At 69.4% G+C, this 23,358-nt stretch carries 26 protein-coding genes and 1 tRNA gene; 15 read left to right on the top strand and 12 right to left on the bottom strand.

The annotated features are described in order from the left end of the window. Positions 1 to 5: 5 nt before the first annotated feature. Both ABIC65_RS13785 and ABIC65_RS13780 read left to right on the top strand, forming a co-directional pair. Positions 6 to 2,486: a circularly permuted type 2 ATP-grasp protein gene (locus ABIC65_RS13785; protein ID WP_354309494.1), complete on the top strand. Its 2,481-nt coding sequence runs from the start codon at positions 6 to 8 to the stop codon at positions 2,484 to 2,486. Further along, positions 2,486 to 3,373 (top strand): transglutaminase family protein, encoded by an 888-nt coding sequence (locus ABIC65_RS13780; RefSeq protein WP_354310013.1) that lies wholly within the window; start codon positions 2,486 to 2,488, stop codon positions 3,371 to 3,373. The genes ABIC65_RS13785 and ABIC65_RS13780 overlap by 1 nt, the downstream gene beginning before the upstream one ends. Here the strand turns inward: ABIC65_RS13780 and ABIC65_RS13775 are convergent. Beyond that, positions 3,370 to 4,602, bottom strand: a complete 1,233-nt coding sequence (locus tag ABIC65_RS13775; protein WP_354309492.1) for a phospholipase D-like domain-containing protein — start codon at positions 4,600 to 4,602, stop codon at positions 3,370 to 3,372. The two genes, ABIC65_RS13780 and ABIC65_RS13775, sit on opposite strands and share 4 nt — an antisense overlap. A gap of 150 nt (positions 4,603 to 4,752) precedes the next feature. On the opposite strand from ABIC65_RS13775, the gene rpoZ reads away from it, so the two are divergent. Beyond that, entirely contained in the window at positions 4,753 to 5,097 is a 345-nt protein-coding gene (rpoZ, locus tag ABIC65_RS13770) for a DNA-directed RNA polymerase subunit omega (RefSeq protein ID WP_093296175.1), read from the top strand. Between the two features lie 57 nt (positions 5,098 to 5,154). Here rpoZ and ABIC65_RS13765 read toward each other — a convergent pair whose 3' ends face one another. The 3 genes from ABIC65_RS13765 to ABIC65_RS13755 are packed head-to-tail and all read right to left on the bottom strand — an operon-like array spanning position 5,155 to position 7,470. Further along, positions 5,155 to 5,670, bottom strand: a complete 516-nt coding sequence (locus ABIC65_RS13765; RefSeq protein WP_354309491.1) for a DUF4269 domain-containing protein — start codon at positions 5,668 to 5,670, stop codon at positions 5,155 to 5,157. A 48-nt stretch (positions 5,671 to 5,718) separates the two neighbouring features. Next, positions 5,719 to 6,411, bottom strand: a complete 693-nt coding sequence (locus tag ABIC65_RS13760; RefSeq protein WP_354309489.1) for an RlmE family RNA methyltransferase — start codon at positions 6,409 to 6,411, stop codon at positions 5,719 to 5,721. Between the two features lie 18 nt (positions 6,412 to 6,429). Continuing rightward, on the bottom strand, positions 6,430 to 7,470 hold the full coding sequence (locus ABIC65_RS13755; protein WP_354309488.1) for a Ppx/GppA phosphatase family protein: 1,041 nt from the start codon (positions 7,468 to 7,470) through the stop codon (positions 6,430 to 6,432). 178 nt (positions 7,471 to 7,648) lie between these two features. Between ABIC65_RS13755 and ABIC65_RS13750 the strand changes: the two genes are divergently transcribed. Next, a tRNA-Gln gene (locus tag ABIC65_RS13750) sits at positions 7,649 to 7,722 on the top strand. An 81-nt stretch (positions 7,723 to 7,803) separates the two neighbouring features. On the opposite strand, the gene ABIC65_RS13745 is transcribed toward ABIC65_RS13750, so the two are convergent. Both ABIC65_RS13745 and ABIC65_RS13740 read right to left on the bottom strand, forming a co-directional pair. Continuing rightward, positions 7,804 to 9,093 (bottom strand): MFS transporter, encoded by a 1,290-nt coding sequence (locus tag ABIC65_RS13745; RefSeq protein ID WP_354309486.1) that lies wholly within the window; start codon positions 9,091 to 9,093, stop codon positions 7,804 to 7,806. Beyond that, complete coding sequence (locus tag ABIC65_RS13740; protein ID WP_354309484.1) at positions 9,090 to 9,416, bottom strand: antibiotic biosynthesis monooxygenase family protein; 327 nt, start codon at positions 9,414 to 9,416, stop codon at positions 9,090 to 9,092. The genes ABIC65_RS13745 and ABIC65_RS13740 overlap by 4 nt, the downstream gene beginning before the upstream one ends. A 64-nt stretch (positions 9,417 to 9,480) precedes the next feature. Between ABIC65_RS13740 and ABIC65_RS13735 the strand changes: the two genes are divergently transcribed. Continuing rightward, the gene (locus ABIC65_RS13735) at positions 9,481 to 10,236 is read left to right on the top strand and encodes a sulfite exporter TauE/SafE family protein (protein ID WP_354309483.1); all 756 of its coding nucleotides are present in this window, start codon (positions 9,481 to 9,483) and stop codon (positions 10,234 to 10,236) included. Between the two features lie 142 nt (positions 10,237 to 10,378). On the opposite strand, the gene ABIC65_RS13730 is transcribed toward ABIC65_RS13735, so the two are convergent. Then, on the bottom strand, positions 10,379 to 11,314 hold the full coding sequence (locus ABIC65_RS13730) for a ribose-phosphate pyrophosphokinase (protein WP_125972996.1): 936 nt from the start codon (positions 11,312 to 11,314) through the stop codon (positions 10,379 to 10,381). Positions 11,315 to 11,515: 201 nt separating this feature from the next. Between ABIC65_RS13730 and ABIC65_RS13725 the strand changes: the two genes are divergently transcribed. The 8 genes from ABIC65_RS13725 (at position 11,516) to ABIC65_RS13690 (ending at position 16,749) form a co-directional block, all read left to right on the top strand. Next, positions 11,516 to 12,187: an energy transducer TonB gene (locus tag ABIC65_RS13725; protein WP_354309481.1), complete on the top strand. Its 672-nt coding sequence runs from the start codon at positions 11,516 to 11,518 to the stop codon at positions 12,185 to 12,187. A gap of 73 nt (positions 12,188 to 12,260) precedes the next feature. Next, positions 12,261 to 12,608, top strand: coding sequence for a hypothetical protein (locus ABIC65_RS13720; RefSeq protein WP_354309479.1), 348 nt, complete (start codon positions 12,261 to 12,263; stop codon positions 12,606 to 12,608). Beyond that, the gene (gene ribD, locus ABIC65_RS13715; protein WP_354309478.1) at positions 12,605 to 13,570 is read left to right on the top strand and encodes a bifunctional diaminohydroxyphosphoribosylaminopyrimidine deaminase/5-amino-6-(5-phosphoribosylamino)uracil reductase RibD; all 966 of its coding nucleotides are present in this window, start codon (positions 12,605 to 12,607) and stop codon (positions 13,568 to 13,570) included. Before ABIC65_RS13720 ends, ribD begins: the two co-directional genes overlap by 4 nt. Continuing rightward, on the top strand, positions 13,570 to 14,178 hold the full coding sequence (locus tag ABIC65_RS13710; RefSeq protein WP_354309476.1) for a riboflavin synthase: 609 nt from the start codon (positions 13,570 to 13,572) through the stop codon (positions 14,176 to 14,178). The genes ribD and ABIC65_RS13710 overlap by 1 nt, the downstream gene beginning before the upstream one ends. Beyond that, entirely contained in the window at positions 14,165 to 15,301 is a 1,137-nt protein-coding gene (gene ribB / locus ABIC65_RS13705) for a 3,4-dihydroxy-2-butanone-4-phosphate synthase (protein ID WP_354309474.1), read from the top strand. Before ABIC65_RS13710 ends, ribB begins: the two co-directional genes overlap by 14 nt. After that, positions 15,301 to 15,720, top strand: a complete 420-nt coding sequence (gene ribH / locus ABIC65_RS13700; protein ID WP_294257011.1) for a 6,7-dimethyl-8-ribityllumazine synthase — start codon at positions 15,301 to 15,303, stop codon at positions 15,718 to 15,720. Before ribB ends, ribH begins: the two co-directional genes overlap by 1 nt. Then, a complete protein-coding gene (locus tag ABIC65_RS13695; protein WP_354309472.1) occupies positions 15,720 to 16,265 on the top strand; it encodes a GNAT family N-acetyltransferase in 546 nt (181 codons plus the stop codon). Before ribH ends, ABIC65_RS13695 begins: the two co-directional genes overlap by 1 nt. A 4-nt stretch (positions 16,266 to 16,269) precedes the next feature. After that, positions 16,270 to 16,749, top strand: coding sequence for a hypothetical protein (locus tag ABIC65_RS13690; RefSeq protein ID WP_354309470.1), 480 nt, complete (start codon positions 16,270 to 16,272; stop codon positions 16,747 to 16,749). On the opposite strand, the gene ABIC65_RS13685 is transcribed toward ABIC65_RS13690, so the two are convergent. Continuing rightward, complete coding sequence (locus ABIC65_RS13685) at positions 16,737 to 17,852, bottom strand: alkene reductase (protein ID WP_354309468.1); 1,116 nt, start codon at positions 17,850 to 17,852, stop codon at positions 16,737 to 16,739. The genes ABIC65_RS13690 and ABIC65_RS13685 overlap by 13 nt on opposite strands. 54 nt (positions 17,853 to 17,906) lie before the next feature. On the opposite strand from ABIC65_RS13685, the gene ABIC65_RS13680 reads away from it, so the two are divergent. Together ABIC65_RS13680 and ABIC65_RS13675 are read left to right on the top strand one after the other, a co-directional pair. Further along, complete coding sequence (locus tag ABIC65_RS13680) at positions 17,907 to 18,812, top strand: DMT family transporter (protein WP_354309466.1); 906 nt, start codon at positions 17,907 to 17,909, stop codon at positions 18,810 to 18,812. A 39-nt stretch (positions 18,813 to 18,851) separates the two neighbouring features. Then, complete coding sequence (locus ABIC65_RS13675) at positions 18,852 to 19,508, top strand: COQ9 family protein (protein ID WP_354309464.1); 657 nt, start codon at positions 18,852 to 18,854, stop codon at positions 19,506 to 19,508. Positions 19,509 to 19,647: 139 nt separating this feature from the next. On the opposite strand, the gene ABIC65_RS13670 is transcribed toward ABIC65_RS13675, so the two are convergent. The 4 genes from ABIC65_RS13670 to ABIC65_RS13655 are packed head-to-tail and all read right to left on the bottom strand — an operon-like array spanning position 19,648 to position 23,348. Further along, entirely contained in the window at positions 19,648 to 20,754 is a 1,107-nt protein-coding gene (locus ABIC65_RS13670) for a CaiB/BaiF CoA transferase family protein (protein ID WP_354309462.1), read from the bottom strand. Then, positions 20,751 to 21,269: a GNAT family N-acetyltransferase gene (locus ABIC65_RS13665; protein WP_354309460.1), complete on the bottom strand. Its 519-nt coding sequence runs from the start codon at positions 21,267 to 21,269 to the stop codon at positions 20,751 to 20,753. The genes ABIC65_RS13670 and ABIC65_RS13665 overlap by 4 nt, the downstream gene beginning before the upstream one ends. Continuing rightward, entirely contained in the window at positions 21,269 to 22,453 is a 1,185-nt protein-coding gene (locus ABIC65_RS13660) for an acyl-CoA dehydrogenase (RefSeq protein WP_354309459.1), read from the bottom strand. Before ABIC65_RS13660 ends, ABIC65_RS13665 begins: the two co-directional genes overlap by 1 nt. Before the next feature lies 1 nt (position 22,454). After that, entirely contained in the window at positions 22,455 to 23,348 is an 894-nt protein-coding gene (locus ABIC65_RS13655; RefSeq protein WP_354309457.1) for a hypothetical protein, read from the bottom strand. Positions 23,349 to 23,358: the final 10 nt, after the last annotated feature.

Here is a 23,358-nt window from a genome sequence, read left to right as displayed (position 1 = left end):
CAGCTGTGGCCAGCCTTGCCGAGGCGGGATTGTTCGATGCGGGCACGATCGCCGATCGTTGGATCGCCGACTATTGCGGCCATGCACCCGCAGGCGACGTGCTGTGCGCGGAATCCGGGCCACCCTGGAACGCCCTGTTCGAGGAGCTCGCAGGCCTTTCCGGCGACGGACTGACCATCGCCCGCGAGCGCGCGCATCGCCATGCCGAGGATATCGGCACCGGGTACCGCATCGGCGACGAGGGCGACGAGCGCCCCTGGCCGCTCTCCCCCGTTCCGCTGCTGATCGATCAGCAGGAATGGCGCGGGATCGAGGCCGGCGTCGCCCAGCGTGCCGAGCTGATGGAGCGGCTGCTCCGCGATCTCTACGGCCCGACAAAGCTGGTGGCCGACGGCCATCTCCCCGCCGCGCTGCTCACCGGCAGCCCCTTCTTCCTGCGCCCGCTGACCCATCTGGTCCCGCCGGGCGAGCATCACCTCCACTTCGTCGCCTTCGACCTGTGCCGCAGCCCGGACGGGCATTGGCGGGTGCTCGCCGATCATCTCCGGGCGCCCGCCGGCGCCGGCTATGCGCTGGAAAACCGGCTGGCGATGGCGCGGACGCTGGGCGGGCTGCAGGGCCGGCTCAACATCGAGCGCCACGCCCCCTTCTTCGCCGCCTTTCGCGACGGCATCGCCGCGGCCTGCCGCCGCGCAGAGCCGCGCATGGCGCTGCTCACCCCCGGCCGCTTCACCGCCAGCTATGCCGAGCAGGCGCATCTCGCCCGGTATCTGGGCTTCCTGCTGGTCGAGGGTGCCGATCTCGCAGTGCTCGACGACCGCGTCTATGTCCGCACCATCGCCGGGCTGAAGCGGGTGGATGCGCTGTGGCACCGCTTCGACCCGCGCTATCTCGATCCGCTCGCGCTCGATTCGCATTCGACGATCGGCGTCGCCGGGCTGATCGACGCGACCGTGGCGGGCAATGTCGTGATCGCCAACGCGCCGGGCGCCGGGCTGCTCGAGGCCCCCGCCTTCGCCGCCTTCCTGCCGCGGCTCAGCGAGGTGCTGCTCGGCGAACCGCTGCGCCTGCCCAACATCGCGACCTGGTGGTGCGGACAACCGGCGGAAGCCGCGCATGTCGCCGCCAATCTCGACCACATGGTCGTCGCCCCCGCCTTCGGCACCCCGCCGCTGGGCCTGCCCGACGGCAAGGCGGTGCTCGGCGCGCATCTCGACGAGCCCGCACGCGCGGCGCTGCGCGATGATCTAACCCGACGGCCGCAGGATTATGTCGGGCAGGAAGTCGCCTGCCTCTCGACCATGCCCTTCGTCACCGAGGACCGGCTGGCGCCCCGCCCCTTCACGCTGCGCGTCTTCGCCGCGCGCGATGCGGCGGGCAATTGGACGGTGCTCCCCGGCGGCTTCGCGCGGATCGGCGAGCATGCCGATGCCCGCGCCGCGGTGATGGGCGAAGGCAGCTGGTCGGCGGACGTCTGCATCCATGGGCCCGATCCGGTCGCCCCGGTGTCGCTGCTCCCCTCGGGCGATTCGACCCAGCTGCGCCGCAACCCCGGCACGCTGCCCAGCCGGGTGGCGGACAACATGTTCTGGCTCGGGCGCTATCTGGAGCGGGGCGAGGCGCTGCTCTCGGTGCTGCGGGTGCTGCTCGGCCATTCGATCAGCGCGGATACCGGCGCGGCGCTGGCGGCAGACACGGTCGACCGGCTCGCCCAGCTGGTGGTGGGCGCGGGTGCCGCCCCCGCGCCCCGCGGCCTCAAGCGGCAGGACCTCACCGCGCTCGCCCGCACCGCGCTCGAATCGACCGACGGCTTCACCAGCGTCCGCGCGATCAACCGCCAGGCCCGCTCGATCGGCGCGGTCTCGCGCGACCGGCTTTCGGCCGACATGATCCGCCTGCTCGATGCGCCCTTCCCCGAACGCGGGGTGCTGCTCGACCGCGCGGGCTCGCTGCAGCGGCGCTATTCGGCGCTGGCGGGGCAGGCCGGCGAGCATATGGGGCGCACCGATGCGTGGCGCTTCCACGATCTCGGTCGCCGCATCGAGCGCGCGCTGGCGATCATCGGCTTCCTCCGCGCGCTCGGCGGGCCGGAGGCGACCGCCGACGATCTCTCGACCTTGCTCGACCTCGCCGACAGCCAGATCAGCTATCGCCAGCGCTACCTCACCGGGATCGCCCGCGTGCCGGTGCTTGACCTGCTCGCGCTCGATCCCGGCAATCCGCGCGGGCTGGCCTTCCAGGCAGCGGCGCTCTCGGCACACCTCAATGCGCTGCCGGTGCTGTCCGACGACGGCCTGGCCGAAGCCCAGCAAGAACAGGCGCGCAGCATCGCCGCGACCCTGGTGACCGCCCGCGCCACGGGCATCGACGACGCCTGGCTCGCCGATCTCCAGTCGCGGCTGTGGAGCCTGTCCGAGGCGATCGCCCGGCGCTATTTCCTCCACGGCGCCGAGCCGCTGCGCGCCGCCGGGCTCGTCCTCGCATGATGCTCTACGGCATCCGCCATGTGACGCGGTTCGACTATGCCCAGCCGGTCGCCTTCGCGCGGTGCAACCTCCGGCTGAAGCCGATCCTCTGGTCCGGCCAAATGATCGAGGAATATGCGCTGAGCGTGCAGCCGGGCGGGCGCACCTATCCGGCGCGCGCCGAAGCCGGGCTCGCCAATGTGGTGCGGCTGGTGGTGGAGCATGCGGCAAGCAGCCTGACGATCGAAAGCCGCGCGCGGGTGCGCGTCGATCGCCAGATCCCGATTCCGTCTGCCGGCGACCCGACCATCGCCCAGATCGCCGCCTGGGCGCGTGACAGCCGCGATCCCTCGCCGGCAGGCCCCGCCGCCTATCTCTTCCCCTCGCCACTGATCCCGCTCTATCGAGACATCGCCGCCTGGTGCGCCGAGGAGCTGCGCCAGGATCGCGGTATCCTCGAAGCAGGCATCGCGCTCGCCCGGCGGATCCAGCGCGACTTCACCTTCGATCCCACCGCGACGCTGGTCGACACGCCGCCGCACGAAGCCTTCGCCAAGCGCGGCGGCGTCTGCCAGGATTTTGCGCAGATCATGCTCTCCGGCCTGCGCGCCGCCGGGCTGCCCGCCGCCTATGTCTCGGGCTATCTGCGCACCCTGCCCCCGCCCGGCCAGCCGCGGCTGGTGGGGGCGGATGCCACCCATGCCTGGGTGCTGCTGTGGTGCGGGCCCGATCTCGGCTGGGTCGGCGTCGATCCCACCAACGGCATCTGGATGGCCGAGGACCACATCGTCATGGCGATCGGCCGCGACTATGCCGATATCGCGCCGATCGACGGCATCGTGCTCGGCTCGGGCGCGCAGGCGATGCACGTGTCGGTGGACGTCGAACCGCTGGTTGTAACCGCCTAAGACTCCACCGGGCCCTTGTCGCCGAAGTTCAGCCGGCGGGTGACGTTGTAGTCCAGCACCGCCATCACGAAATATGCCGCGAATTGCTTCACCCGCGTCCACCAGCCGGTGCGCGCCTTGTAGAGCGCCGGCGTGATCTGCTCCGACTCGGCGATCTCCCCGTCGACATAGCCGCGAACATGCGCGGCGAAGGCCGGATCCTGCACGCGCAGCATCAACTCGAGATTGAGGAACATGCTGCGGATATCGAAATTGGCCGAGCCGATATGGACGACATCGTCGATCACATAGAGCTTGGTGTGCAGCTTGGTCGGCTGATATTCGTAGATCTGCACCCGCTTGCGCAGCAGCCCCGCATAGGTGAAGCGCGCCGCCCAGATCGCCGCGGTGTGATCCAGCTTGGACGGCAGCACCAGCCGCACCTGCCCGCGCTGCCCCGCACGGTCGAGCCGGCGCAGCATGCCCGGGCTCGGCGCGAAATAGGCGGCGATCAGGTCGAGCCGATTCGCCTGTTCCATGTCGTGCTTGACCACCCGCGCCCAGGGTGAGAGCCGCCGCATCGGCCCGCCGAGCAGCCAGCGCGTCTTGCCCTCGGGCTCGCTCCACGCCCTCAGCGTGCGCCCCAAGGATCGCAACGTTGCACGCGGACGCTTGGCCCAGGCGGCGAGCGAATCGAAATAGCCGGTCAGCCGCTCGGCCGCGGGCCCTTCGACGAGCAGCCCCATGTCGCGCCAGGCCTGGTCGGCGACGGTGCCGAAATAGCTCGATTCGATGTTGAAGCCGCCGACGATCACCCGCGCCTCGTCGGCCAGCGCCAGCTTCTGGTGGTTGCGCAGGAGATAGCGCCGCCCCCAGCGCGGCACGAATCGGCACACCTCGACGCCGGCGGCGTGGAGCGGATCGAAGAAATCATTGCTCTCGGCATGCTCGCTGCCGAGCCCGTCGACGATCAGATAGACGCGCACGCCGCGCCCCGCCGCATCGATCAGCGCCTGGCGCACCGCGGCACCGGCTTCGTCGTCGAGATAGATGTAGTAGAGCACCCGCAGCGTCCGCTCGGCGCCGGCGATCAGCGCCAGCAGCGCGCGCATCCGCTCCGGCCCCTCGGGCAGCAGCGTCAGCCGGTTGCCGTCGACGGTGAAGCTGGGCTGGGCGAGCGGTGGCATGGCGCGGGCATGGCCGGTAGCCAGGCCCTCGGCAAGCGGTTCGGAATCGGCATAGGGTGCCATCGAGCAGGGAGCCTCCGGTGCGTTAGCTACCGTAACGATCGAAGTCGCGTCGCGCTCCCCCGCGCCGTCGCGGCGGCTTTTCTTGACATTTGCGGGCTCGGCCCCTAACTGGCCGGTCTTTCCCGGCCCTGACATCTAAGGAAGAACAGGATGGCGCGCGTCACTGTCGAAGATTGCGTCGACAAGATTCCGAACCGGTTCGACCTGGTGCTGTTCGCTGCGCAGCGCGCGCGGCAGATCTCCGGTGGTGCCGATCTGACGATCGATCGCGATCGTGACAAGAACCCGGTCGTCGCCCTGCGCGAAATCGCCGAAGAGACCGTGCGTCCCGATCACCTGCAGGAAGCCGTGGTGTCGAGCCTGCAGCGCGTCCGCGTCGACGACGAGGATGCGCCCGACGAAGTCGGTTCGATCCAGGCGCAGGCCGAGGCGCTCCGCCTCACCGCCGCAGCCCCGCCGCGCAACCAGAATCTGGGCGGCGACTACGAGGGCTGATCGCCTTCGAAGCGAACCAACGACAAAGGGGCTGGTGGAAACGCCGGCCCTTTTTGTTTATACCCCGATCTGCGCGCGTAGGGTGGCGTCGTCGAGCTGCTCCAGCGTGAGCAGCGCGGCATAGGGGTCGCCTGCAAGGCCCAGCACCTGCGCGAAGGCAGGCTCGGTCTTGGCGCCCGCGTGCCGACGCGCCATCACGGCGGCACGAAGCGGTGCGCCGCCCAGCGCGAGCAGCCGCCGCTCGATCGCGAAATGCCGCCAGCCGAGCTGCCCGGCGACGGGGCGGGCCTGGCCGAACAGCTCGAACAGCCAGCCCGCGCAGTGGAAACGCGCGACCACGGGCCGGTCGCTCCCCTGCCACTGCCACATCGCGAAGCCCGGCTGGTCGCGAAACGCTTCCCACACCGTTGCGGCGAAGGCGTGCGGGTCGGGCGCGTGGCAGAGGATGTCGATGTCGCTGTCGGGCAGGTCGAGGTCCAGCGGCGGCGTGCCCGCGACCTGCGGGTCGAAGGCGGCGAGCCGCGGGAGCACGCCGCTCTGCGCGAGCGCTTCGATGTACGCTGGCCTCGTCATGGCGTGCCCCAGACCATTTCCTCCCCTGCCTGGGGGAGGATACGCTACTTATTCCTGCGCGGGCTCGGAAGTGGGCTCGCTGCGGCCCTTGAAGCCCTGCGCCACCACATACCACTCCACCGAGCCCTTGCGGCTGGCCGGCGGCTTGGCGTGCTTCACCGTCGCGAAGGCGCGCTTCATCTCGGCGATCAGCGCCGAATCGGCCCCACCCGCGAAAACCTTGGCGACGAAATCGCCGCCCGGCGCCAGCGTCTTGAGCGCGAAATCGAACGCGGTCTCGACCAGCGCCATGGTGCGCAGCGCATCGGTCTGCGGATGGCCGACCGTGTTCGCGGCCATGTCCGACAGGATCAGGTCGGGCGCGCCGCCGAGTTCCTCGATCAGCCGATCGGGCGCGGCATCGTCCATGAAGTCCATCTGGAGCAAGGTCGCGCCTTCGATCGGGTCGACCGGCAGCAGGTCGATGCCGACCACCGCCGCCTTGGGCAGCACGCGCCGCACCACCTGCGTCCAGCCGCCCGGCGCCACGCCGAGGTCGACCACGCGCTTGGCGCCCTTCAGGAACCCGAACTTCTCGTCCAGCTCGGTCAGCTTGTAGGCCGCGCGGCTGCGATAGCCCTCGGCCTTGGCGCGCCGGACATAGGGGTCGTTCAGCTGGCGCTCCAGCCAGCGCGTCGATTGCGCCGTACGGCCGCGCGCCGTGCGCACGCGGACATGGCCGCGGCCACCGCCCCTGCTCATCGCTTGTTCCTCACAACCTTATAAGGGCGCGCCGCCGATCAGCCGCCGCAAGATGCCTTCGCGAATGCCGCGATCGGCGATGCCTAGCCGCTCGGCAGGCCAGATGTCGAGGATCGTCTCCAGGATCGCGCAGCCGGCCGACACCAGATCGGCGCGCTCACTGCCGATGCACGGCACCTGCGCGCGCTCCTTGACGCTCATCGCGGCGATTCGCGCGCTCACCTCGCGCATCGCCGCGCTCGGCACGATCAGTCCGTCCACCGCCGAGCGATCGTAGGAGGCGAGCCCGAGATGCACGCTCGCCAGCGTCGTCACCGTGCCGCTGGTGCCGAGAAGCCGGCGCGTGCCCTTGGGCTGGCGCAGCCGCGCGACAAAGGGTGCGAAGCTCTCGCGCACCCGCGCGCGCATGTCGGCATAGGCCGCGGCGCGGGCATCGGCACCCAGCGCCTGGCTCTGGCCGGTCGCCTCGCTGAGCGACACCACGCCCCAAGGCGCGCTGTGCCAGTCGAGGATGCGCGGGATCGGCGCGTGCGAATCGACCAGCACCAGCTCGGTCGAGCCGCCGCCGATGTCGAACACCAAAGCCGGCCCGTCACCCGGCTCGAGCAGCGCATGGCAGCCGAGCACCGCCAACCGCGCCTCTTCCTCGGCGGTGATGATGTCGAGCGCGATGCCCGTCTCGCGATAGGCGCGCTCGATGAACTCGGCGCCGTTTTCGGCCTGGCGGCAGGCCTGGGTCGCCACCGAGCGGGCGAGCGCCACGTTGCGCCGCTTGAGCTTGTCCGCGCAGATCCGTAGCGCCGCGAGCGTGCGCTCGATTGCCGCATCGGACAGGCGCCCGGTCGTCGCCAGCCCCTCGCCCAGGCGGACGATTCGCGAAAACGCATCTATCACCGCGAAGCCCGAGCCCTGCGGACGCGCGATCAGCAACCGGCAATTATTGGTACCCAGATCCAGCGCGGCATAATGGCGCGCTTCGGGCCAGCGCGGTGCCGAGCCTTTCGCGGCCGGCGGCGGCGGGGCGTTGCGGGCGGCGGAAACGCGCCTCCCGCGGGGCATTCTGGCGGAGCCATCCCCCATCACATCAACTCACTTATCTTCTTCCGTCACCGAACCAAAACGGCCCGGCCGGTGCTTGGATGCGAGGCTAGACGAGCAACGATGGCAGCGCAAGGCGAGCGCGCGATTGCGCGTTGACAGGGCCGCTGCATCCCCCTATCTGGCGCGACCTGTCTGGTGCCCCGTCGTCTAAAGGTAAGACTACGGACTCTGACTCCGTCAATTGAGGTTCGAATCCTCACGGGGCATCCAAACAGCCTTCCGACATCGTGATACCTGGCATTCGAGCGGCGCGATCAGCGATCCGTTCCTGCAGCAGGTAGGCGATTCGAATCAGGCCAGGACAGGCCGTCGCGTCGCCACCCAGCCATAGCCGAACAGCAGGACCAACGCGCTCGCGGCGACCAGATAGGGCAAGGCGCCCCAGAATTCGTACATCGCCACGCCGATCGACGGGCCCAGCACGAACGCCGCACCGTTGATCGAGGTGACGCGGCCCGCCACCGATCCCTGCGCATGCGGCCCCACCGCGAGCGAGGCGCCGGCGGTGAATCCGGGGCGCGCGAAGCCCATGCCCAGCGCGATCGTCGCATAGCCGAGCGCGATGCCGTACAGCGATCCCGCCATCGCCGTCATGCCGCAGCCGACAGCGCCCAGCGCCGCGCCCGCGAGAATCAGCGCGCGCGGCTTCAATTCGAGCAGCGGGATCAGCCCCCATTGCACCAGCAGCGAGGCGCCGGCGCCGATCATCAGCACCAGCCCGGTCGGCTCCAGCGCGGCGGCGGGGGCGAGCGCCAGCCGGTCGATGATCAGGAAGCCGATCGCCTGGCCGGTCATCGCCTGGGCATGACCCGTGACCAGCCCGGCGATCATCCAGGGGCGCACGCGCGGATCGAAGGTGCGGATGTGCTCGACATGCTCGCCCATCGCGGCGGTCACGTTGGCACCGGTGCCCTGCCCGCCGATCGAGGGATAGCTGGGCGCGGCGCCATGCTCGATCGCGCCGGAGGTGGCCGGGAGCAGCCGCAGCACTGCGACCATCAGCACCAGGCCGACGAGGCTGGCGGCGAAGGCAGGGCCGGACAGGCCGATCAGCGGCCCGCCGGGCCAGAGATGGCCCATGACGAGATAGGGTGCGACCGCCGGCCCCAGGATCGTCCCCAGCCCGAAGGCGGAGGCGAGCAGGGTCAACGCCTTCGTGCGCTCTTCCCGGCTGGTGCGCGCGGCGACGATCGCTTGCACCGCCGGCGGCGCCGCCGATCCGAACCCGCCATAGAGCATGCGGCCCACGACGAAGGCGGCGAAGGTGGCGAAGGGGCTCAGCACGCCGTTGATGCCGAGCGCGAGGCACAGCCCGCACAGCCCCAGCGAGGCGGTGAAGCCGGCGATGCCGAGCAGCACCATCTTGCGCCGTCCGGCCCGCTCCGATCGATTCGCCCAGAAGGGCGCGGTGAGCATCCAGAGCAGCGCGGAGACCGAGAAGACGGCCGCCACCGCGCTGTCCGCCGCGTGCAGCTCGCGACCGAGCGCGGGGAGGATCGATTGCAGCGCGGTGTTGCCCGCGGCGATCATCAGCATCACGCCGAACAGCAGCGCGAAATCGCGATCGATCGCGCGGCTCATGCCCGACGCCACCGATAGCCGCGCTCCACCCGGGTGACGATCACCTCATACCATGCGTACCAGCGCTCGCGCCCCCTGGCGCGAATCGCCGCATGCTCGGGATGCTCGCGCCAGGCGATCGCGCTGGCATCGTCGGCCCAATAGCTGATGGTGATGCCGACGCCCGCGTCGCCGCGCTGCGATTCGATGCCGCGATAGCCGGGCTGCTGCGCCGCCAGCACGTCCATCGCCGTCGCCGCTTCGGCATAGCCTGCGTCGTCGTCGTCGGCGGTGCGCTTCGATACGAACAGCACCGCGATCTGGCCGGTACGATCCTCTCCCATGAGCGAATCGTAGAAGGGACTCAGCGCTTTGCAATCCGTACGAGCCCTGCGAGAGCATGCCCGGATGATCACCGACTGGCATTTCTATGCGCTCGCCGTGCCCGCCGTGCTGCTGCTCGGCCTGTCCAAGGGCGGGTTCGCCGGCATGGGCGCGCTGTCGCTGCCGCTGCTGGCGCTCGCCATCGATCCGGTACGCGCCGCCGCGATCACGCTGCCGATCCTGATCCTGCAGGACGTGGTGAGCGTGTGGGCGTTCCGCCGTACCGTCGACTGGCGGCTGCTCGCCTGGATGCTGCCTGGATCGATGGCGGGGATCGCACTCGGCTATGGCTTTGCCGCGAGCGTGTCGCCGGTGCTGGTGCTGGCGGCGGTGGGCGCGATCTCGATCCTGTTCGGGTGCTACCGGCTCTGGGCGAGCGGCCGGTCGACGCCGGCGGTTGCCGCGCGCTGGCCCGAATGGGTGGGTAGCCTGTTCGGCGTCGCCTCGGGCTTCACCAGCCAGATCGCGCATGCCGGGCAGCCGCCCTTCCAGCTCTGGGTGCTGCCGCGCGGTCTGCCGCGCGACCGGCTGGTGGGGACGACGGCGATCTTCTTCGCGGCGACCAACTGGATCAAGGTGCCGGCCTATTGGGCGCTGGGGCAGTTCACGAATGCGAACCTGCTGACCTCGGCGGCGCTGTTTCCGCTGGCGCTGGTGTCGACGCTGGCGGGGGTATGGCTGGTGCGAAGGGTATCGCCCGAGCGATTCTACACCGCGATCTACGTGCTGATGATCGCGGTGGGCGGGGCGCTGGTGTGGGAAGCGGTGGGGAAACTGTAAGATCCTCCCCGGCACGGGGAGGGGGACCGCCGCCGGAGGCGGTGGTGGAGGGGGGCCTCAAATCCGGATTCGCTCGTGGAGATCCCCCTCCACCATTCGCTTCGCGAATGGTCCCCCTCCCCGTGCCGGGGAGGATCTGGAATCAATCGAACAGGCTCGACACCGAGCTTTCGTCGGCAATCCGGCGGATCGCCTCGGCGATCAGCGGCGCGATGGTGAGGTGGCGGACCTTCTCGCCCGCCGCGACGATCTCGTGGTTGCCGATCGAATCGGTGATCACCAGCTCGCGCAGCTCGGACTTGGCGACGCGCGCCATCGCCGCGCCCGAGAGCACGCCGTGGGTGCAATAGGCGACCACGTCCTCGGCGCCTGCCGCCTTGAGCGCGGCGGCGGCGTTACACAGCGTGCCCGCCGAGTCGACGATATCGTCGATCAGGATGCAGAAGCGCCCCTTCACCTCGCCGATGATGTTCATCACTTCGGACTCGCCCGGCCGCTCGCGCCGCTTGTCGACGATGGCGAGGGGCGCGTTGTCGAGTCGCTTGGCGAGCTGGCGCGCACGCACCACGCCCCCGACGTCGGGCGAGACGACCATCCACTGCTTGTCGATGAAGCGCGTCTGGATGTCCGCCGACATCACCGGTGCGGCGAACAGATTGTCCGTGGGGATGTCGAAGAAGCCCTGGATCTGCCCGGCGTGCAGGTCGACCGAAAGCACGCGGTTGGCGCCCGCGGTGGTGATCAGGTTGGCGACCAGCTTGGCCGAGATCGGGGTGCGCGGACCGGGCTTCCGGTCCTGGCGGGCATAGCCGAAATAGGGGAGCACCGCGGTGATCCGCTTGGCCGACGCGCGACGGAGCGCGTCGATCATGATCAGCAGCTCCATGAGGTTGTCGTTCGCCGGATAGCTGGTCGACTGGAGAACGAACACGTCCTCGCCGCGCACATTCTCGAGGATCTCGACGAAGATCTCCTCGTCGGCGAAGCGCCGGACGTTCGCCTGGGTGAGGGGAATTTCCAGATAGTCGGCGATGGCGCTCGCCAGCGGCAGGTTCGAATTGCCGGCCATGAGTTTCATAGGTGCGTGGCCTCCCGTGCCGCGTCGCGATGTCCCGATGCTCGCGCCCTTTAGTGCGACGTTTCCGTGACGCAAAGAGGGCATCGCCGCCTTCCCCTGTGCCAGCGGTACACCTGCGGGACTTTACGCGGCAAATGTGACGTTGTACCATCACCTTCATCCGGCGTTCATAGACCGGTGTTGGAGAAGGAGTGCAAGGTGATGCATGCCGATACCCGCTACCATGCCAGTGCACCGCGTTCGGTCAGCTTCGGGGCCGCGCTCGCGATCAACGGGGCGATCCTCGCGGGGATGATCTTCGCAGCGCCGAACATCGTGGTGCTCAAGGACCCGCCGGTGGTGATGAAGCCGATCGACGTGCGCGACCGTCCGCCGCCCCCGCCGGAGGACGAGGCGAAACCGGTGGAGAAAATCCAGCCGCGCACCTCCGTGCCGCCGGTCGCGCCCAAACCGCTGGTGGACACGAACAGCACGGCGAACATCGCGACGACAACGAAAATCACCGATACGCTGCCGCCGATCGAAAAGCCCGCAGATTCCGGCCCGATCCGCACGATCGATCCGCCTGCGCCCGTCCCCGCGCTGATCGGCCCGACCACCGATCCGCGCTACGCGCGGGACTTCCAGCCCGAATATCCGGCGCAGGAGATGCGCGCGCAGCGCGACGGCCTGGTCACCCTGCGCGTGCTGATCGGCGCCGACGGGCGGGTGAAGGCGGTGGAACCGGTGAGCGCCACCAGCGACGCCTTCTTCGCCGTCACCAAGCGCCAGGCGCTCGGCAAATGGCGCTTCCGCCCCGCCACCCGCGGCGGCGTGGCCGAGGAAAGCTGGAAGACGATGACCGTCCGGTTCCGGATCGAAGACGCCCGCTGATCGCCCTCCGATCGGTGCTGCGTGGACGCGGGGGCTGGCCCTGGAGCCCCCGCGTCCCTATCTTCGACCCCCGATGACCTTCCTCAAGTACATCTCGCCGCTCAAGGCACTGCGGGACCTTCGCGGCTATCTGGCGACGCGCAAGAAGCACGAACTCTGGTTCATGATGCTCGCGCTGGCGATCACCTTCGGCGTCATCGTGGTGTTCGTGAAGGATTCGCACGTGCCGGTGCCGTACAAGAAGAACATCATCTACGTGGACAGCTGGCCGATCACCCGCACCGAGGCGGAGATCCGCGAGAAGCAGAAGGTCGACGAAGCCAAGCGCCAGGAAGAGGAAGCGGCCTTCCAGGCGCGCCAGAAAAAGCGCCAGGCCGAATTCAAGAAATATGACGACTGGCTGAAGAAGCACGGGATTTGAACGACGCACGCTGGATGGCGGTGGCGCTCGGGCTGGCCGAGCGCGGGCAGGGGCGGACGGCACCCAACCCCAATGTCGGCTGCGTGCTGGTGCGCGACGGCCGAATCGTCGGACGCGGCTGGACCCAGCCTGGCGGCCGTCCCCATGCCGAGGCGATGGCGCTGGCAGAGGCCGGCGAAGCCGCGCGCGGCGCCACCGCCTATGTCACGCTGGAGCCCTGCGCGCATGTCTCGCCGCGCGGCCCGGCCTGTGCCGATCTGCTGGTCGCCGCCGGTGTCGCCCGCGTCGTTGCCGCGCTGCGCGACCCGGATCCGCGCACTGACGGCACCGGCTTCGCGCGCCTGGAGAAAGCGGGCATCCGAGTCGAATCCGGCCTGATGGCGGCCGAAGCCCGGCGCAGCATGGCGGGCTTCCTTACCCGCCTTGCCAGGCGCCGCCCGCACGTCACCCTCAAGCTCGCCACCTCGCTCGACGGGCGCATCGCGCTGTCGACCGGCGAGAGCAAATGGATCACCGGCCCCCAGGCGCGCGCGCATGTCCATCTCGAACGCGCCCGGCACGACGGCATCCTGGTCGGCCGCGGCACCTTCCTCGCTGATGTCCCGAAGCTGGACGTGCGGCTGCCCGGCCTCACCGATCGCGCGCCGCGCCGCATCCTGCTCTCCTCCACCGGCCCCACCCCGCCGGGCTGGGAGCGGATCGCCGACATCGCCGATATTCGCCACCTGGCGGGCATCGACACGCTGATGGTGGAAGGCGGCGCCAAGGCGGCGTCCGCGTTCCTGCGCGCCGATCTGGTCGACCGGCTCCTGCTCTACCGCGCGCCGATCCTGCTCGGCGGCGGCAAACCCGCGGTCGAGGCGTTCGGCCTCGCCGCATTGTCCGAGGCGCATGATCGCTGGCGCCTGCTGGACTCTCGTATGCTTGGCAGCGATCGGTTCGAGGTCTACGAGCGCAACTGATGTTCACCGGAATCGTAAGCGATGTCGGCACGATCGACGCGGTAGAGCGCCAGGGCGACCTGCGCGTGCGCGTGGCGACGGCCTATCCCACCAATGAGATCGATCTCGGCGCCTCGGTCGCCTGTTCGGGCGTGTGCCTGACGGTGGTCGACAAGGGCCCCGACTGGCTCGACTTCGACGTGTCGGGAGAAACCGTCTCGCGCACCGCCGACGACCAGTGGACCGCCGGCCGCAAGCTCAACCTCGAGCGCGCGCTACGCTTGGGCGACGAGCTGGGCGGGCACATCGTCACCGGCCATGTCGACGGCATCGGACGGGTGAAGCTGGTCGAGGCGATCGACGGCTCGCACCATGTCGTGATCGCGGCGGGGCCGGAGATCGCGCCGTACGTCGCGCCCAAGGGCTCGATCACCGTCGACGGCGTGTCGTTGACGGTCAACGCGGTGGACGACACGCCGGAGGGCGTCGAATTCCACCTCAACATCATTCCGCACACCGCCGCGGTCACCACCTTCGCCACGCTGGCGGAAGGCCAGGCGGTCAATCTGGAGATCGACGTGCTGGCGCGCTATCTCCAGCGCATGGAGGCATTGCGTGCCAAAGGCTGAACTCGCCGCGCTCAAGCACGGCTTCCTCTCCTCGCCCGAGGAACTGATCGACGAGGCCCGCAACGGCCGGATGTTCATCCTGGTCGACGACGAGGATCGCGAGAATGAAGGCGATCTGGTCATCCCCGCCCAGATGGCGACGCCCGATGCGATCAATTTCATGGCCAAGTACGGCCGCGGGCTGATCTGCCTGGCGATGACCAAGGCGCGCGTCGACCAGCTCGGCCTCGAGCTGATGAGCCGCGCCAACGGCACGCGGCACGAAACCGCCTTCACCGTCTCGATCGAGGCCAGGGAAGGCGTGACCACCGGCATCTCCGCCGCCGACCGTGCCCGCACCATCTCGGTCGCGATCGACAGCACCAAGGACCGCGCCGACATCGTCACCCCGGGCCATGTCTTCCCGCTGGTCGCGCGCGACGGCGGCGTGCTGGTCCGCGCTGGCCACACCGAAGCCGCCGTCGACGTCGCCCGCCTTGCCGGGTTGAACCCCGCCGGCGTGATCTGCGAGATCATGAAGGACGACGGGACGATGGCGCGGCTCGACGATCTCGTCGGCTTCGCCCAGCTCCACAACCTCAAGATCGGCACGATCCGCGACCTGATCGCCTATCGCCGCCGCCACGACCATCTCGTCGAGCAGCGCGCCGAGGCGACCTTCACCAGCGAATGGGGCGGCGAGTGGCGCGCGCTCACCTTCTGGAACAAGGCGACCGGCAGCGAGCAGGTCGCGCTGGTCAAGGGCAAGATTGATCCCGACAAGCCCACCCTGGTCCGCATGCACGCGCTGTCGCCCTTTGCCGACGTGTTCGGCGAAGGCGGCCCGCGCGGCGGGCTGCTGCGCAAGTCGATGGAGATCATCGGCAAGGAAGGTGCCGGCGTGATCGTGGTGATCAACCGCCCCCGCCCCGACGGCTATACCGTCGCGCTGCAGACCCGCAGCGGCGCGATCCCGCCCAAGGACATGGACGAGCTGCGCGATTACGGCGTCGGCGCGACCATTCTCACCGAACTCGGCGTGCAGGACATGATCCTGCTCTCCAACACCCATCACACGCTGATCGGACTCGACGGTTACGGCCTGTCGATCGCCGGCACGCGCCCCATCGATCCGGAGCAATAATGGCCAACGTCCTCATCGTCGAAGCGCGCTTCTACGAGCATCTCAACGACATGCTGATCGCGGGCGCCAAGGCCGCGATCGAGGCGGCGGGCCACAAGGCCGAGGTGATCACCGTGCCCGGCGCGCTGGAAATCCCCGGCGCCGTCGCGCTGGCAGCGGACAGCGGCCGCTATGATGCGTTCGTGGCGATCGGCGTGGTGATCCGCGGCGAGACCTATCATTTCGAGATCGTCGCGGGCGAGAGCGCGCGCGGGCTGATGGCGCTGTCGATGGACGGCGTCGCGATCGGCAACGGCATCTTGACGGTCGAGAACGAGGCGCAGGCACTGGTCCGCGCCGATCCGAAGCAGAAGGACAAGGGCGGCGAGGCCGCCAAGGCGGCGCTGGCGATGCTCGCGCTCAAGGCCAAGTTCGGCTGATGCAGGCGCCGGTGCTCGAAACCGAGCGCCTGATCCTGCGCCAGCACGCGGCTGGCGATTTCGAGGCATGGGCGGCGTTCCATGCCGACCCGGAGGTGATGCGGTTCCTGGGCGGCGTACAGCCGCGCGGCACCGCCTGGCGCAGCCTGTGCAGCATGGCGGGCGCCTGGACGATCCGCGGCTTCTCGATGTTCGCGGTGGTCGAGCGGGCGAGCGGGCGCTGGATCGGCCGCATCGGCCCGCATGCGCCGGAAGGCTGGCCTGGGCTGGAGGTCGGCTGGGGCCTGGCCAGCGAAGCCGCAGGCAAGGGCTATGCCCGCGAAGCCGCCATCGCCGCGATCGACTATGCGGTCGAAATGCTCGGCTGGGACGAGGTGATCCACACCATCGATCCCGAGAACACCGCATCGATCCGGCTGGCGCAGGCGCTTGGCGCGGAGAATGGCGGGCCGACCCAGCTACCCGCGCCGCTCGCGCATCTGCGGGTCGATCGCTGGGCGCAGACCGCGGACCAATGGCGCGCCCGCCGCGCGGCGCTGGGCTGACGCCATGGACATGCCCCCCTCTCGCTATCGTGTCGAAGAGCGGGGCCGGCGGCTGGTCGTGATTGATCGCAAGACCGGACGTGAAGTCTCCCACACCAAATCTCCCCTTCCGCTTGCGGGAGGGGGCGGGAGTGGGGAAGGCCAGAAGCGACGGGAACCCGCCCCTCCCGCAAGCGGGAGGGGTGCGCGGGGCTGGAAGTTCGGCCTCAAGCAAGCGCGCGCAACGCCGGAAAGCTTCGTCACCCGCAGCTGGTTCGACGCCAAGGCGCCGCGCACGATCAAGCTCAACTACACCGCCCATTCACGGCTCGCGACGCTGCGCTTCGGGGGCGCGATCCTGATCGCGCTGCTGGTGACGGGTAGCTTCCTGTTCTGGCCGTGGTTTCCCGTCACGCTAGCCGCTGTGCTGGGGCCCGCGAAGACGCGCGAGCGTCTCCGCGCGGCCAGCACCCGCTGGATCGACGGCTTCGATCAGGCCGGTTGAAGCGCGGCCTCGTCGGCGGTCGGATAGTCGGTATAGCCCTCCGCCCCGCCGATATAGAAGAACTGCTCGCGCTGCGGATTGAGCGGCAGCCCCTCGCGCAGTCGGCGCGGCAGGTCGGGGTTCGCCAGGAAGGTCCGGCCGAACGCGATCGCGTCGGCCTCGCCCGCATCGAGCGCCGCCTGGGCGCTTTCCGCGTCATAGTCCGAGTTGAGCGCCAGCACCCCGCGATACACCTTGCGCATCAGCGGATGGATCGGCGGCTGGTCGGGCAGGCCCCGGCTGCCGCCCGGACGCGGTTCGCGCATTTCGAGGAACGCGACGCCAATGTCGTCCAGCGCGGCTGCGGCGGCTTCGAACAGCGGCGCCGGGTTGCTGTCGTTGACGCCCTGCACCTCGCCATTGGGCGAGAGGCGAACGCCGGTGCGATCGGCACCGATCGTGTCGACCACGCGCTGGCTCACATCTCGGAGCAGGCGGATACGGTTTTCGATCGAGCCGCCATATTCGTCCTCGCGGAAATTGGCATTGTCGCGCAGGAACTGGTCGATCAGATAGCCATTGGCAGCGTGGATCTGTACCCCGTCGAACCCGGCGCGGATCGCGTTCTCGGCGGCACGTTCATAGTCGGCGAGGATGCCGGGGATCTCGTCGGTGCGCAGCGGACGGGCCTGACTGTAGGGCCGCTTGGTCTCCCCGGCATCCTCGGCCGGATAGGTACGCACTTCGCCGGGCGCGGTGGTCGCCGAGGCCGAGACCGGCGGTTCGCCGCCGAGGAAGTCCGAATGCACCAGCCGGCCCATGTGCCAGAGCTGCGAGACGATCTTGCCGCCGGCCTCGTGGACGGCCGCGGTGATCGGCTTCCACGCCTCGACCTGCTCGTCGCTCCAGATGCCGGGGGCATAGGCCCAGCCCAGCCCCTGCTGGCTGATGCCGGTCGCCTCGGTGATGATCAGGCCGGCGCTGGCGCGCTGGCGGTAGTAATCGACCATGACCGGGGCCGGCACATGGCCGCGCGTCGACCGGCCACGGGTGAGCGGCGACATCCACACGCGATTGGCGGCGTGGATCGCGCCGAGCTGAATCGGATCGAACAGGCTGGGCATCGAAATTCCTTTTGCAGCTTGTGACTTCGCACAGATAGGGCGCTACAGGGCGCCATGCAGCGCAACGCACCGACAACAAAAACTTCCCCGGCACGAAGCCATGTTGCGACCGCGCTCATCGCGGCACTGATCGCGAACGCCGCGCTCGCGACGGGGCCGTTGTTCGTGCGGATGGCGGACGTGGGGCCGGTGTCGGCCGCGTTCTGGCGGCTGATCATTGCCACGCCCATTCTGTTCGCCGCCGCCACCGCGATGGGCGAAAAGCCGCTCGCGCTGGCGCGCGGGCGCTGGTGGCTCCTCAGCATCGCCGGGGTGGTCTTCGCGCTCGATCTGGCCAGTTGGCACATCGGCATCGTCCGCACCACGCTCGCCAACTCCACCCTGTTCGGCAATTCGGCGTCATTGATCTTCCCGATCTACGGCTTCGTCGTCGCCCGCGCCTGGCCGAGCAAGATGCAGGGCGCGGCGTTGCTGCTGGCGGCGATCGGCGGCGCGCTGCTGCTCGGGCGCTCGGCCGAGCTCTCCTCGCGGCATCTGGCGGGCGACCTGTTCTGCCTGGCGGCGGGCGTGTTCTACGCGGTATACTTTGCGCTGATGGCGCGGGTGCGGGTGTCGCTGGGCCCGGTGCCGGCGCTGGCGCTGTCTTCGCTCGCCACGATCCCGCCGCTGCTCGTGATCGCGCTGGCAATGGGCGAGCAGATCGTGCCGCATCTCTGGTGGCCGCTGCTCGCGCTCGCCATCGTCAGCCAGCTGATCGGACAGGGGTGCATGATCTATGCGCTCGGCCATCTCTCGCCGCTGGTGATCGGCATCGCCTTGCTGGTGCAGCCGGCAGTAGGCGCGGCGCTGGGCTGGGTGATTTTCGGCGAGCGCCTCGGCACCGCCGATCTGTTCGGCGCGGCGCTGGTCGCGGCGGCGCTGGTGCTGGTGCGGCAGGGCGCGGTACGGCCCAAGGGGTAGGCGGTTGCCGGGGCGCGGCTTCGCGCCTAGATCAGTCCCATGGATCTCGCCGACGCCACCCTCGACGAACTGCGCGCGGCGCTCGCGCCGTCGCTTGCCGCCAACGCCGCCTTCGACGGCTGGAACCAACGCGCGCTCGACGCCACCGCCGACGGCATGGGCGTCGACCGCGACGTGGCGCGGCTCGCCTTCTCGGGTGGTCCGCTGGCAATGATCGACGCCTGGTTCGCACATATCGACCGCGCGATGCTGGACGAGCTTTCGCCCGAGACGCTGGCTGGGATGAAGATCCGTGCGCGCATCACCGCGCTGGTCGAGGCGCGGCTGGCGCTGCTCGCGCCGTATCGGGACGCCCTGCGCCGGGCGCTGGCGATCCTCGCCATGCCGCAGAATCTCGCGCGGGCGAGCAAGCTCGGCTGGCGCGCAGCGGATGCGATGTGGCGCGCGGCGGGCGACACCGCGACTGACTACAACCATTATACCAAGCGGATGACGCTCGGCAGCGTCTATGCCGCGACCATCGCGGTATTCGTGCAGGACGAGAGCGAGGAGTGGGCCGATACCCGCGCCTTCCTCGCGCGCCGGATCGAGGGGATTATGCGCTTCGAGAAGGCCAAGGCGGGGTTCGTGAACCGCACGACCAACCGCCCGAGCCTCTCGCGCTTCATCGGCCGGCTGCGCTACCCCGCGATCTGAGGGCGGGCCGGGCCCTTCTTCCATCGTCACCCCGGCGAAGGCCGGGGTCCATTGGGGTCTCCGTGCCGGTTCTTGCTTCCACCGCGTGGCAAATGGATCCCGGCTTCCGCCGGGATGACCGATTGTGGGAAGCGATTGCTCAGGGCCGCGCCGGGCTCGCACGCTCCGCCACCATGCGTTCGCCGTCGATCGTGATCGGGCTGGCGAGCCCCGGCAACCCCTCGCGCACGATCGCCATGCCACGGGCGATCACCTGCGGATCGGCGAACACCTCGTCGATCCGGTTTATCGGCCCGGCCGGCACGCCGTGCGCCTCCAGCGCTTCGTAGAGATCGGCCTTGGGCCAATCGAGCATCGCCCGGGCAAGCTGCGGAATCAGCGCATCGCGATGCGTCACGCGCGCAGGGTTGGTCGCAAACCGCGGATCGCCCGCCAGATTGAGCCCGAGGATCGCGCAGAGCCTGGCGAACTGCGAGTCGTTCCCCACTGCCACGATCAGCTCGCCGTCGCGGCAGGCAAAGGCCTGGTAGGGCACCAGATTCGCATGGCCGTTGCCCATGCGGTGCGGCACCGTGCCGCTCGCCATCCAGTTGAGCGCCTGGTTGGCGAGCACCGCGACCTGGGTGTCGAGCAGGGCCATGTCGATATGCGCCCCCACCCCCTCCTTGTCGCGACGGCGCAGGGCGGCGAGGATCGCCACGGCCGAATAGACGCCGGTGAAGATGTCGGCATAGGCGACCCCCGCCTTTTGCGGCGCGCCGTCGGGCTCGCCGGTGAGGCTCATCGCGCCGCCCATGCCCTGGATGATGAAGTCATAGCCGGCGCGGCCCGCATAGGGCCCGGTCTGGCCGAAGCCAGTGATCGAGCAGACGATCAGCCTCGGGTTGGCCGCACGCAGGCTGGTGGCGTCGAGCCCGTATTTCACCAGCCCGCCGACCTTGTAGTTCTCGATCACCACATCGGCATCGCCGATCAGCGCCTTCGCCGCCGCCTGGCCCTCGGGCGTCGCGATGTCGATGCCCACGCTGGTCTTGCCCCGGTTGCAGGCGTGGAAATAGGCGGCATCGCGGTGCATGCCCTCGCCGTCGTGGAGGAAGGGCGGGCCCCAGTGGCGGGTGTCGTCGCCGGCACCGGGCCGCTCGACCTTCACCACCTCGGCCCCTAGATCCGCGAGCAGCTGCCCGCACCAGGGCCCGGCGAGGATCCGGGCAAGCTCGACGACCTTGATGCCGGCGAGCGGCTTCACGGGCGTCGGATCGCGTAGACGACGTGATCCGCGAAGACCTGGCCGCCGCCGCGATGGTGGCGCCCGGGGATCAGCTGTCCGCCGATCTTCGCCATCGCGCCCCGCGACCGGAGATTGTGCTCGCCGACCAGAAACACGACGGTACCCACGTATCGGTGGATATGGTCGAGCATCAGCCGCTTGACCTCGCGGTTGTAGGTGCCGCCCCAATAGGCGCGGGCAAGGAAGGTCCAGCCGATCTCGATCTCGTCCTCGTCGGGCACATGATAGTCGTACCGGCTGGAGCCGATGATCGCGCCGGTTGCCTTGTCCTCGATCGCCAGCCCGCCGCCGCAGGCAAGCGCCTCGGCGAAGAACTGGCGGAACACCGGCTCCTGCCAGCGATCCGGCCGCGGATGCACCTCCCAGATCAGCGGATCGGCGGCGACCGCATAGAGCGCCTCCCAATCCTCTGCGACCAGCGGCCGGATGCGGACAAGGTCGCCCTCCAGCACCGGCTGCCGATCGGGCGCCATCAGAACGCCGCGATGCCGGTGATCGCCCGGCCAAGGATCAGCCCGTGCACGTCGTGCGTGCCCTCATAGGTGTTCACCGTCTCGAGATTGATCGCGTGGCGGAGCACGTGGAATTCGGCCGAGATGCCGTTGCCGCCGTGCATGTCGCGCGCGACGCGGGCGATCTCCAGTGCCTTGCCGCAATTGTTGCGCTTGATGATGCTGATCGCCTCCGGGCTGAGCGTGCCCGCATCGAACATCCGCCCGCAGCGCAGCGCCGCCTGCAGCCCGAGCGCGATCTCGGTCTCCATGTTGGCGAGCTTGAGCTGCACCAGCTGGGTCGCGGCGAGCGGCCGGCCGAACTGGTGGCGGTCGAGCGTATATTGCCGCGCGGCATGGAAGCAGGCCTCCGCCGCGCCCATCGTGCCCCAGGCGATGCCGTAGCGCGCGCGGTTGAGGCAGCCGAACGGGCCCTTGAGCCCCTGGACGTTGGGGAGCAGCGCATCCTCGCTTACCTCCACCCCGTCCATCACGATCTCGCCGGTGACCGAGGCACGGAGCGACAGCTTGCCCTCGATCTTCGGGCTGGTGAGCCCCTTCATGCCGCGCTCGAGCACGAAGCCGCGGATCGCACCGTCATGCGCATCGCTCTTCGCCCAGACGACGAACACATCCGCGATAGGGGAGTTCGTGATCCACATCTTGGCGCCGGTGATCCGGTAGCCGCCATCGATCTTTTCGGCGCGGGTGCGCATGCCGGCGGGATCGGAGCCCGCGTCCGGCTCGGTGAGGCCGAAGCAGCCGACCCACTCGCCGCTCGCCAGTTTGGGCAGGTACTTCCGCCGCTGCTCCTCGCTGCCATAGGCATGGATCGGGTGCATGACGAGCGAGCTCTGCACGCTCATCGCCGAGCGATAGCCCGAATCCACCCGCTCCACTTCGCGCGCGACCAAGCCATAGGCGACATAGCCGAGCCCGGCGCCGCCATAGGTTTCAGGAATCGTCGGCCCGAGCAGGCCCAGCGTGCCCATCTCGGCCATGATCTCGCGGTCGAAGCGTTCCTCAAGGTACGCGGAGGTGACGCGCGGGAGCAGCTCGCCCTGCGCATAATCGCGTGCGGCATCGCGCACCATCCGCTCTTCGTCGGTAAGCTCGCCGTCGAGCCCGAACGGATCCTGCCAGTCGAACCGGCCCATTTCTGCCATTTCAGTCGTTCCTCGGTGTCTCCGGTGCCGGGGCGGGGGCGGCTGCCTGCGCCACGACCGGGGGTTTGGGCGGCGTTGCAGCTGCCGCCTTCTCTATTTCGTCCAGTGCCTTGCGGGCATTCACATAGCGCGAGGCCGCGCCGGTCCAGCCCTCCGCCACGGAGGCGCCCGGCATGTGCGCCACTTCGGCGATGGCGGTCTCGACATTGCCGGCGGCCAGCGCGCTGCGGGCGCGGCGCAGGCGCTCGGCCGGGCGGGGGCTCGGCATGCCGGCCTGGTGGAGCACGAACAGGTCGCCCACGAAGCTGCGGATTCGTACCCAGATACTGTCGTCTGGCCCGGTGCCGAGCCGTGGTGCGATGGTATCCAGCGCGATGCGCAGGTCTTCGATGGTCAGCGGATCGCCCGCCGCCGTGACGATCGCCGCCACCGCCTGTGGATGCCGTTCGCCGAAACGGGCGCGGAGCTGCTGCTCCAGGCTACCCAGCGGCTGGCCGCGTTCGATCGCGCGGCGTACCGCGGCGGCGACCATCAGCCGTTCGGCCTGGGTCGAATATTGCGCAGCATTGCGCGCGCTCTCGTCGGCCTGGCGCAGTTCCAGCTCAAGTGCATCGAGCCGGGCGGCGAGCTGGCTTTCGCGCGCGTCGAGCGTCGCCACGTCGGTCGCCGGGGCCAGCACCGGCGGCGGCACCTTCAGCGGCTGGACGGTAGGCGACGCGGTGGAAGCCGGCTTGGTCTCGTCTTGCGTCGTGGTCTTCAGATGGGGACCCGCCAGCTCAATCGCGCCCGCGGTGAGCGCGACGCCGGCAAGGAAACCCAGCCCAACGGGGATCATTCGATTACGGCGCGGACTCAGGGTTCGGACCGGCTCGGGCGCCAGGGGCTCGTCGCTCATGGGCGCCCTT

This window comes from Sphingomonas trueperi, from assembly GCF_040545665.1.
In the GTDB taxonomy this organism is placed as follows: Bacteria; Pseudomonadota; Alphaproteobacteria; order Sphingomonadales; family Sphingomonadaceae; genus Sphingomonas; species Sphingomonas trueperi_B.
This window is presented reverse-complemented; position numbering and strand designations above follow the sequence as displayed.

Excerpts from the sequence above, each read along its gene's own strand:
- ABIC65_RS13780 (WP_354310013.1), top strand. The coding sequence starts at position 2,486 with ATGCTCTACGGCATCCGCCATGTGACGCGGTTCGACTATGCCCAGCCG.
- ABIC65_RS13775 (WP_354309492.1), bottom strand. The coding sequence starts at position 4,602 with ATGGCACCCTATGCCGATTCCGAACCGCTTGCCGAGGGCCTGGCTACC.
- rpoZ (WP_093296175.1), top strand. The coding sequence starts at position 4,753 with ATGGCGCGCGTCACTGTCGAAGATTGCGTCGACAAGATTCCGAACCGG.
- ABIC65_RS13765 (WP_354309491.1), bottom strand. The coding sequence starts at position 5,670 with ATGACGAGGCCAGCGTACATCGAAGCGCTCGCGCAGAGCGGCGTGCTC.
- ABIC65_RS13760 (WP_354309489.1), bottom strand. The coding sequence starts at position 6,411 with ATGAGCAGGGGCGGTGGCCGCGGCCATGTCCGCGTGCGCACGGCGCGC.
- ABIC65_RS13755 (WP_354309488.1), bottom strand. The coding sequence starts at position 7,470 with ATGCCCCGCGGGAGGCGCGTTTCCGCCGCCCGCAACGCCCCGCCGCCG.
- ABIC65_RS13745 (WP_354309486.1), bottom strand. The coding sequence starts at position 9,093 with ATGAGCCGCGCGATCGATCGCGATTTCGCGCTGCTGTTCGGCGTGATG.
- ABIC65_RS13740 (WP_354309484.1), bottom strand. The coding sequence starts at position 9,416 with ATGGGAGAGGATCGTACCGGCCAGATCGCGGTGCTGTTCGTATCGAAG.
- ABIC65_RS13735 (WP_354309483.1), top strand. The coding sequence starts at position 9,481 with ATGATCACCGACTGGCATTTCTATGCGCTCGCCGTGCCCGCCGTGCTG.
- ABIC65_RS13730 (WP_125972996.1), bottom strand. The coding sequence starts at position 11,314 with ATGAAACTCATGGCCGGCAATTCGAACCTGCCGCTGGCGAGCGCCATC.
- ABIC65_RS13725 (WP_354309481.1), top strand. The coding sequence starts at position 11,516 with ATGCATGCCGATACCCGCTACCATGCCAGTGCACCGCGTTCGGTCAGC.
- ABIC65_RS13720 (WP_354309479.1), top strand. The coding sequence starts at position 12,261 with ATGACCTTCCTCAAGTACATCTCGCCGCTCAAGGCACTGCGGGACCTT.
- ABIC65_RS13710 (WP_354309476.1), top strand. The coding sequence starts at position 13,570 with ATGTTCACCGGAATCGTAAGCGATGTCGGCACGATCGACGCGGTAGAG.
- ribH (WP_294257011.1), top strand. The coding sequence starts at position 15,301 with ATGGCCAACGTCCTCATCGTCGAAGCGCGCTTCTACGAGCATCTCAAC.
- ABIC65_RS13695 (WP_354309472.1), top strand. The coding sequence starts at position 15,720 with ATGCAGGCGCCGGTGCTCGAAACCGAGCGCCTGATCCTGCGCCAGCAC.
- ABIC65_RS13690 (WP_354309470.1), top strand. The coding sequence starts at position 16,270 with ATGGACATGCCCCCCTCTCGCTATCGTGTCGAAGAGCGGGGCCGGCGG.
- ABIC65_RS13685 (WP_354309468.1), bottom strand. The coding sequence starts at position 17,852 with ATGCCCAGCCTGTTCGATCCGATTCAGCTCGGCGCGATCCACGCCGCC.
- ABIC65_RS13680 (WP_354309466.1), top strand. The coding sequence starts at position 17,907 with ATGCAGCGCAACGCACCGACAACAAAAACTTCCCCGGCACGAAGCCAT.
- ABIC65_RS13675 (WP_354309464.1), top strand. The coding sequence starts at position 18,852 with ATGGATCTCGCCGACGCCACCCTCGACGAACTGCGCGCGGCGCTCGCG.
- ABIC65_RS13665 (WP_354309460.1), bottom strand. The coding sequence starts at position 21,269 with ATGGCGCCCGATCGGCAGCCGGTGCTGGAGGGCGACCTTGTCCGCATC.
- ABIC65_RS13660 (WP_354309459.1), bottom strand. The coding sequence starts at position 22,453 with ATGGCAGAAATGGGCCGGTTCGACTGGCAGGATCCGTTCGGGCTCGAC.
- ABIC65_RS13655 (WP_354309457.1), bottom strand. The coding sequence starts at position 23,348 with ATGAGCGACGAGCCCCTGGCGCCCGAGCCGGTCCGAACCCTGAGTCCG.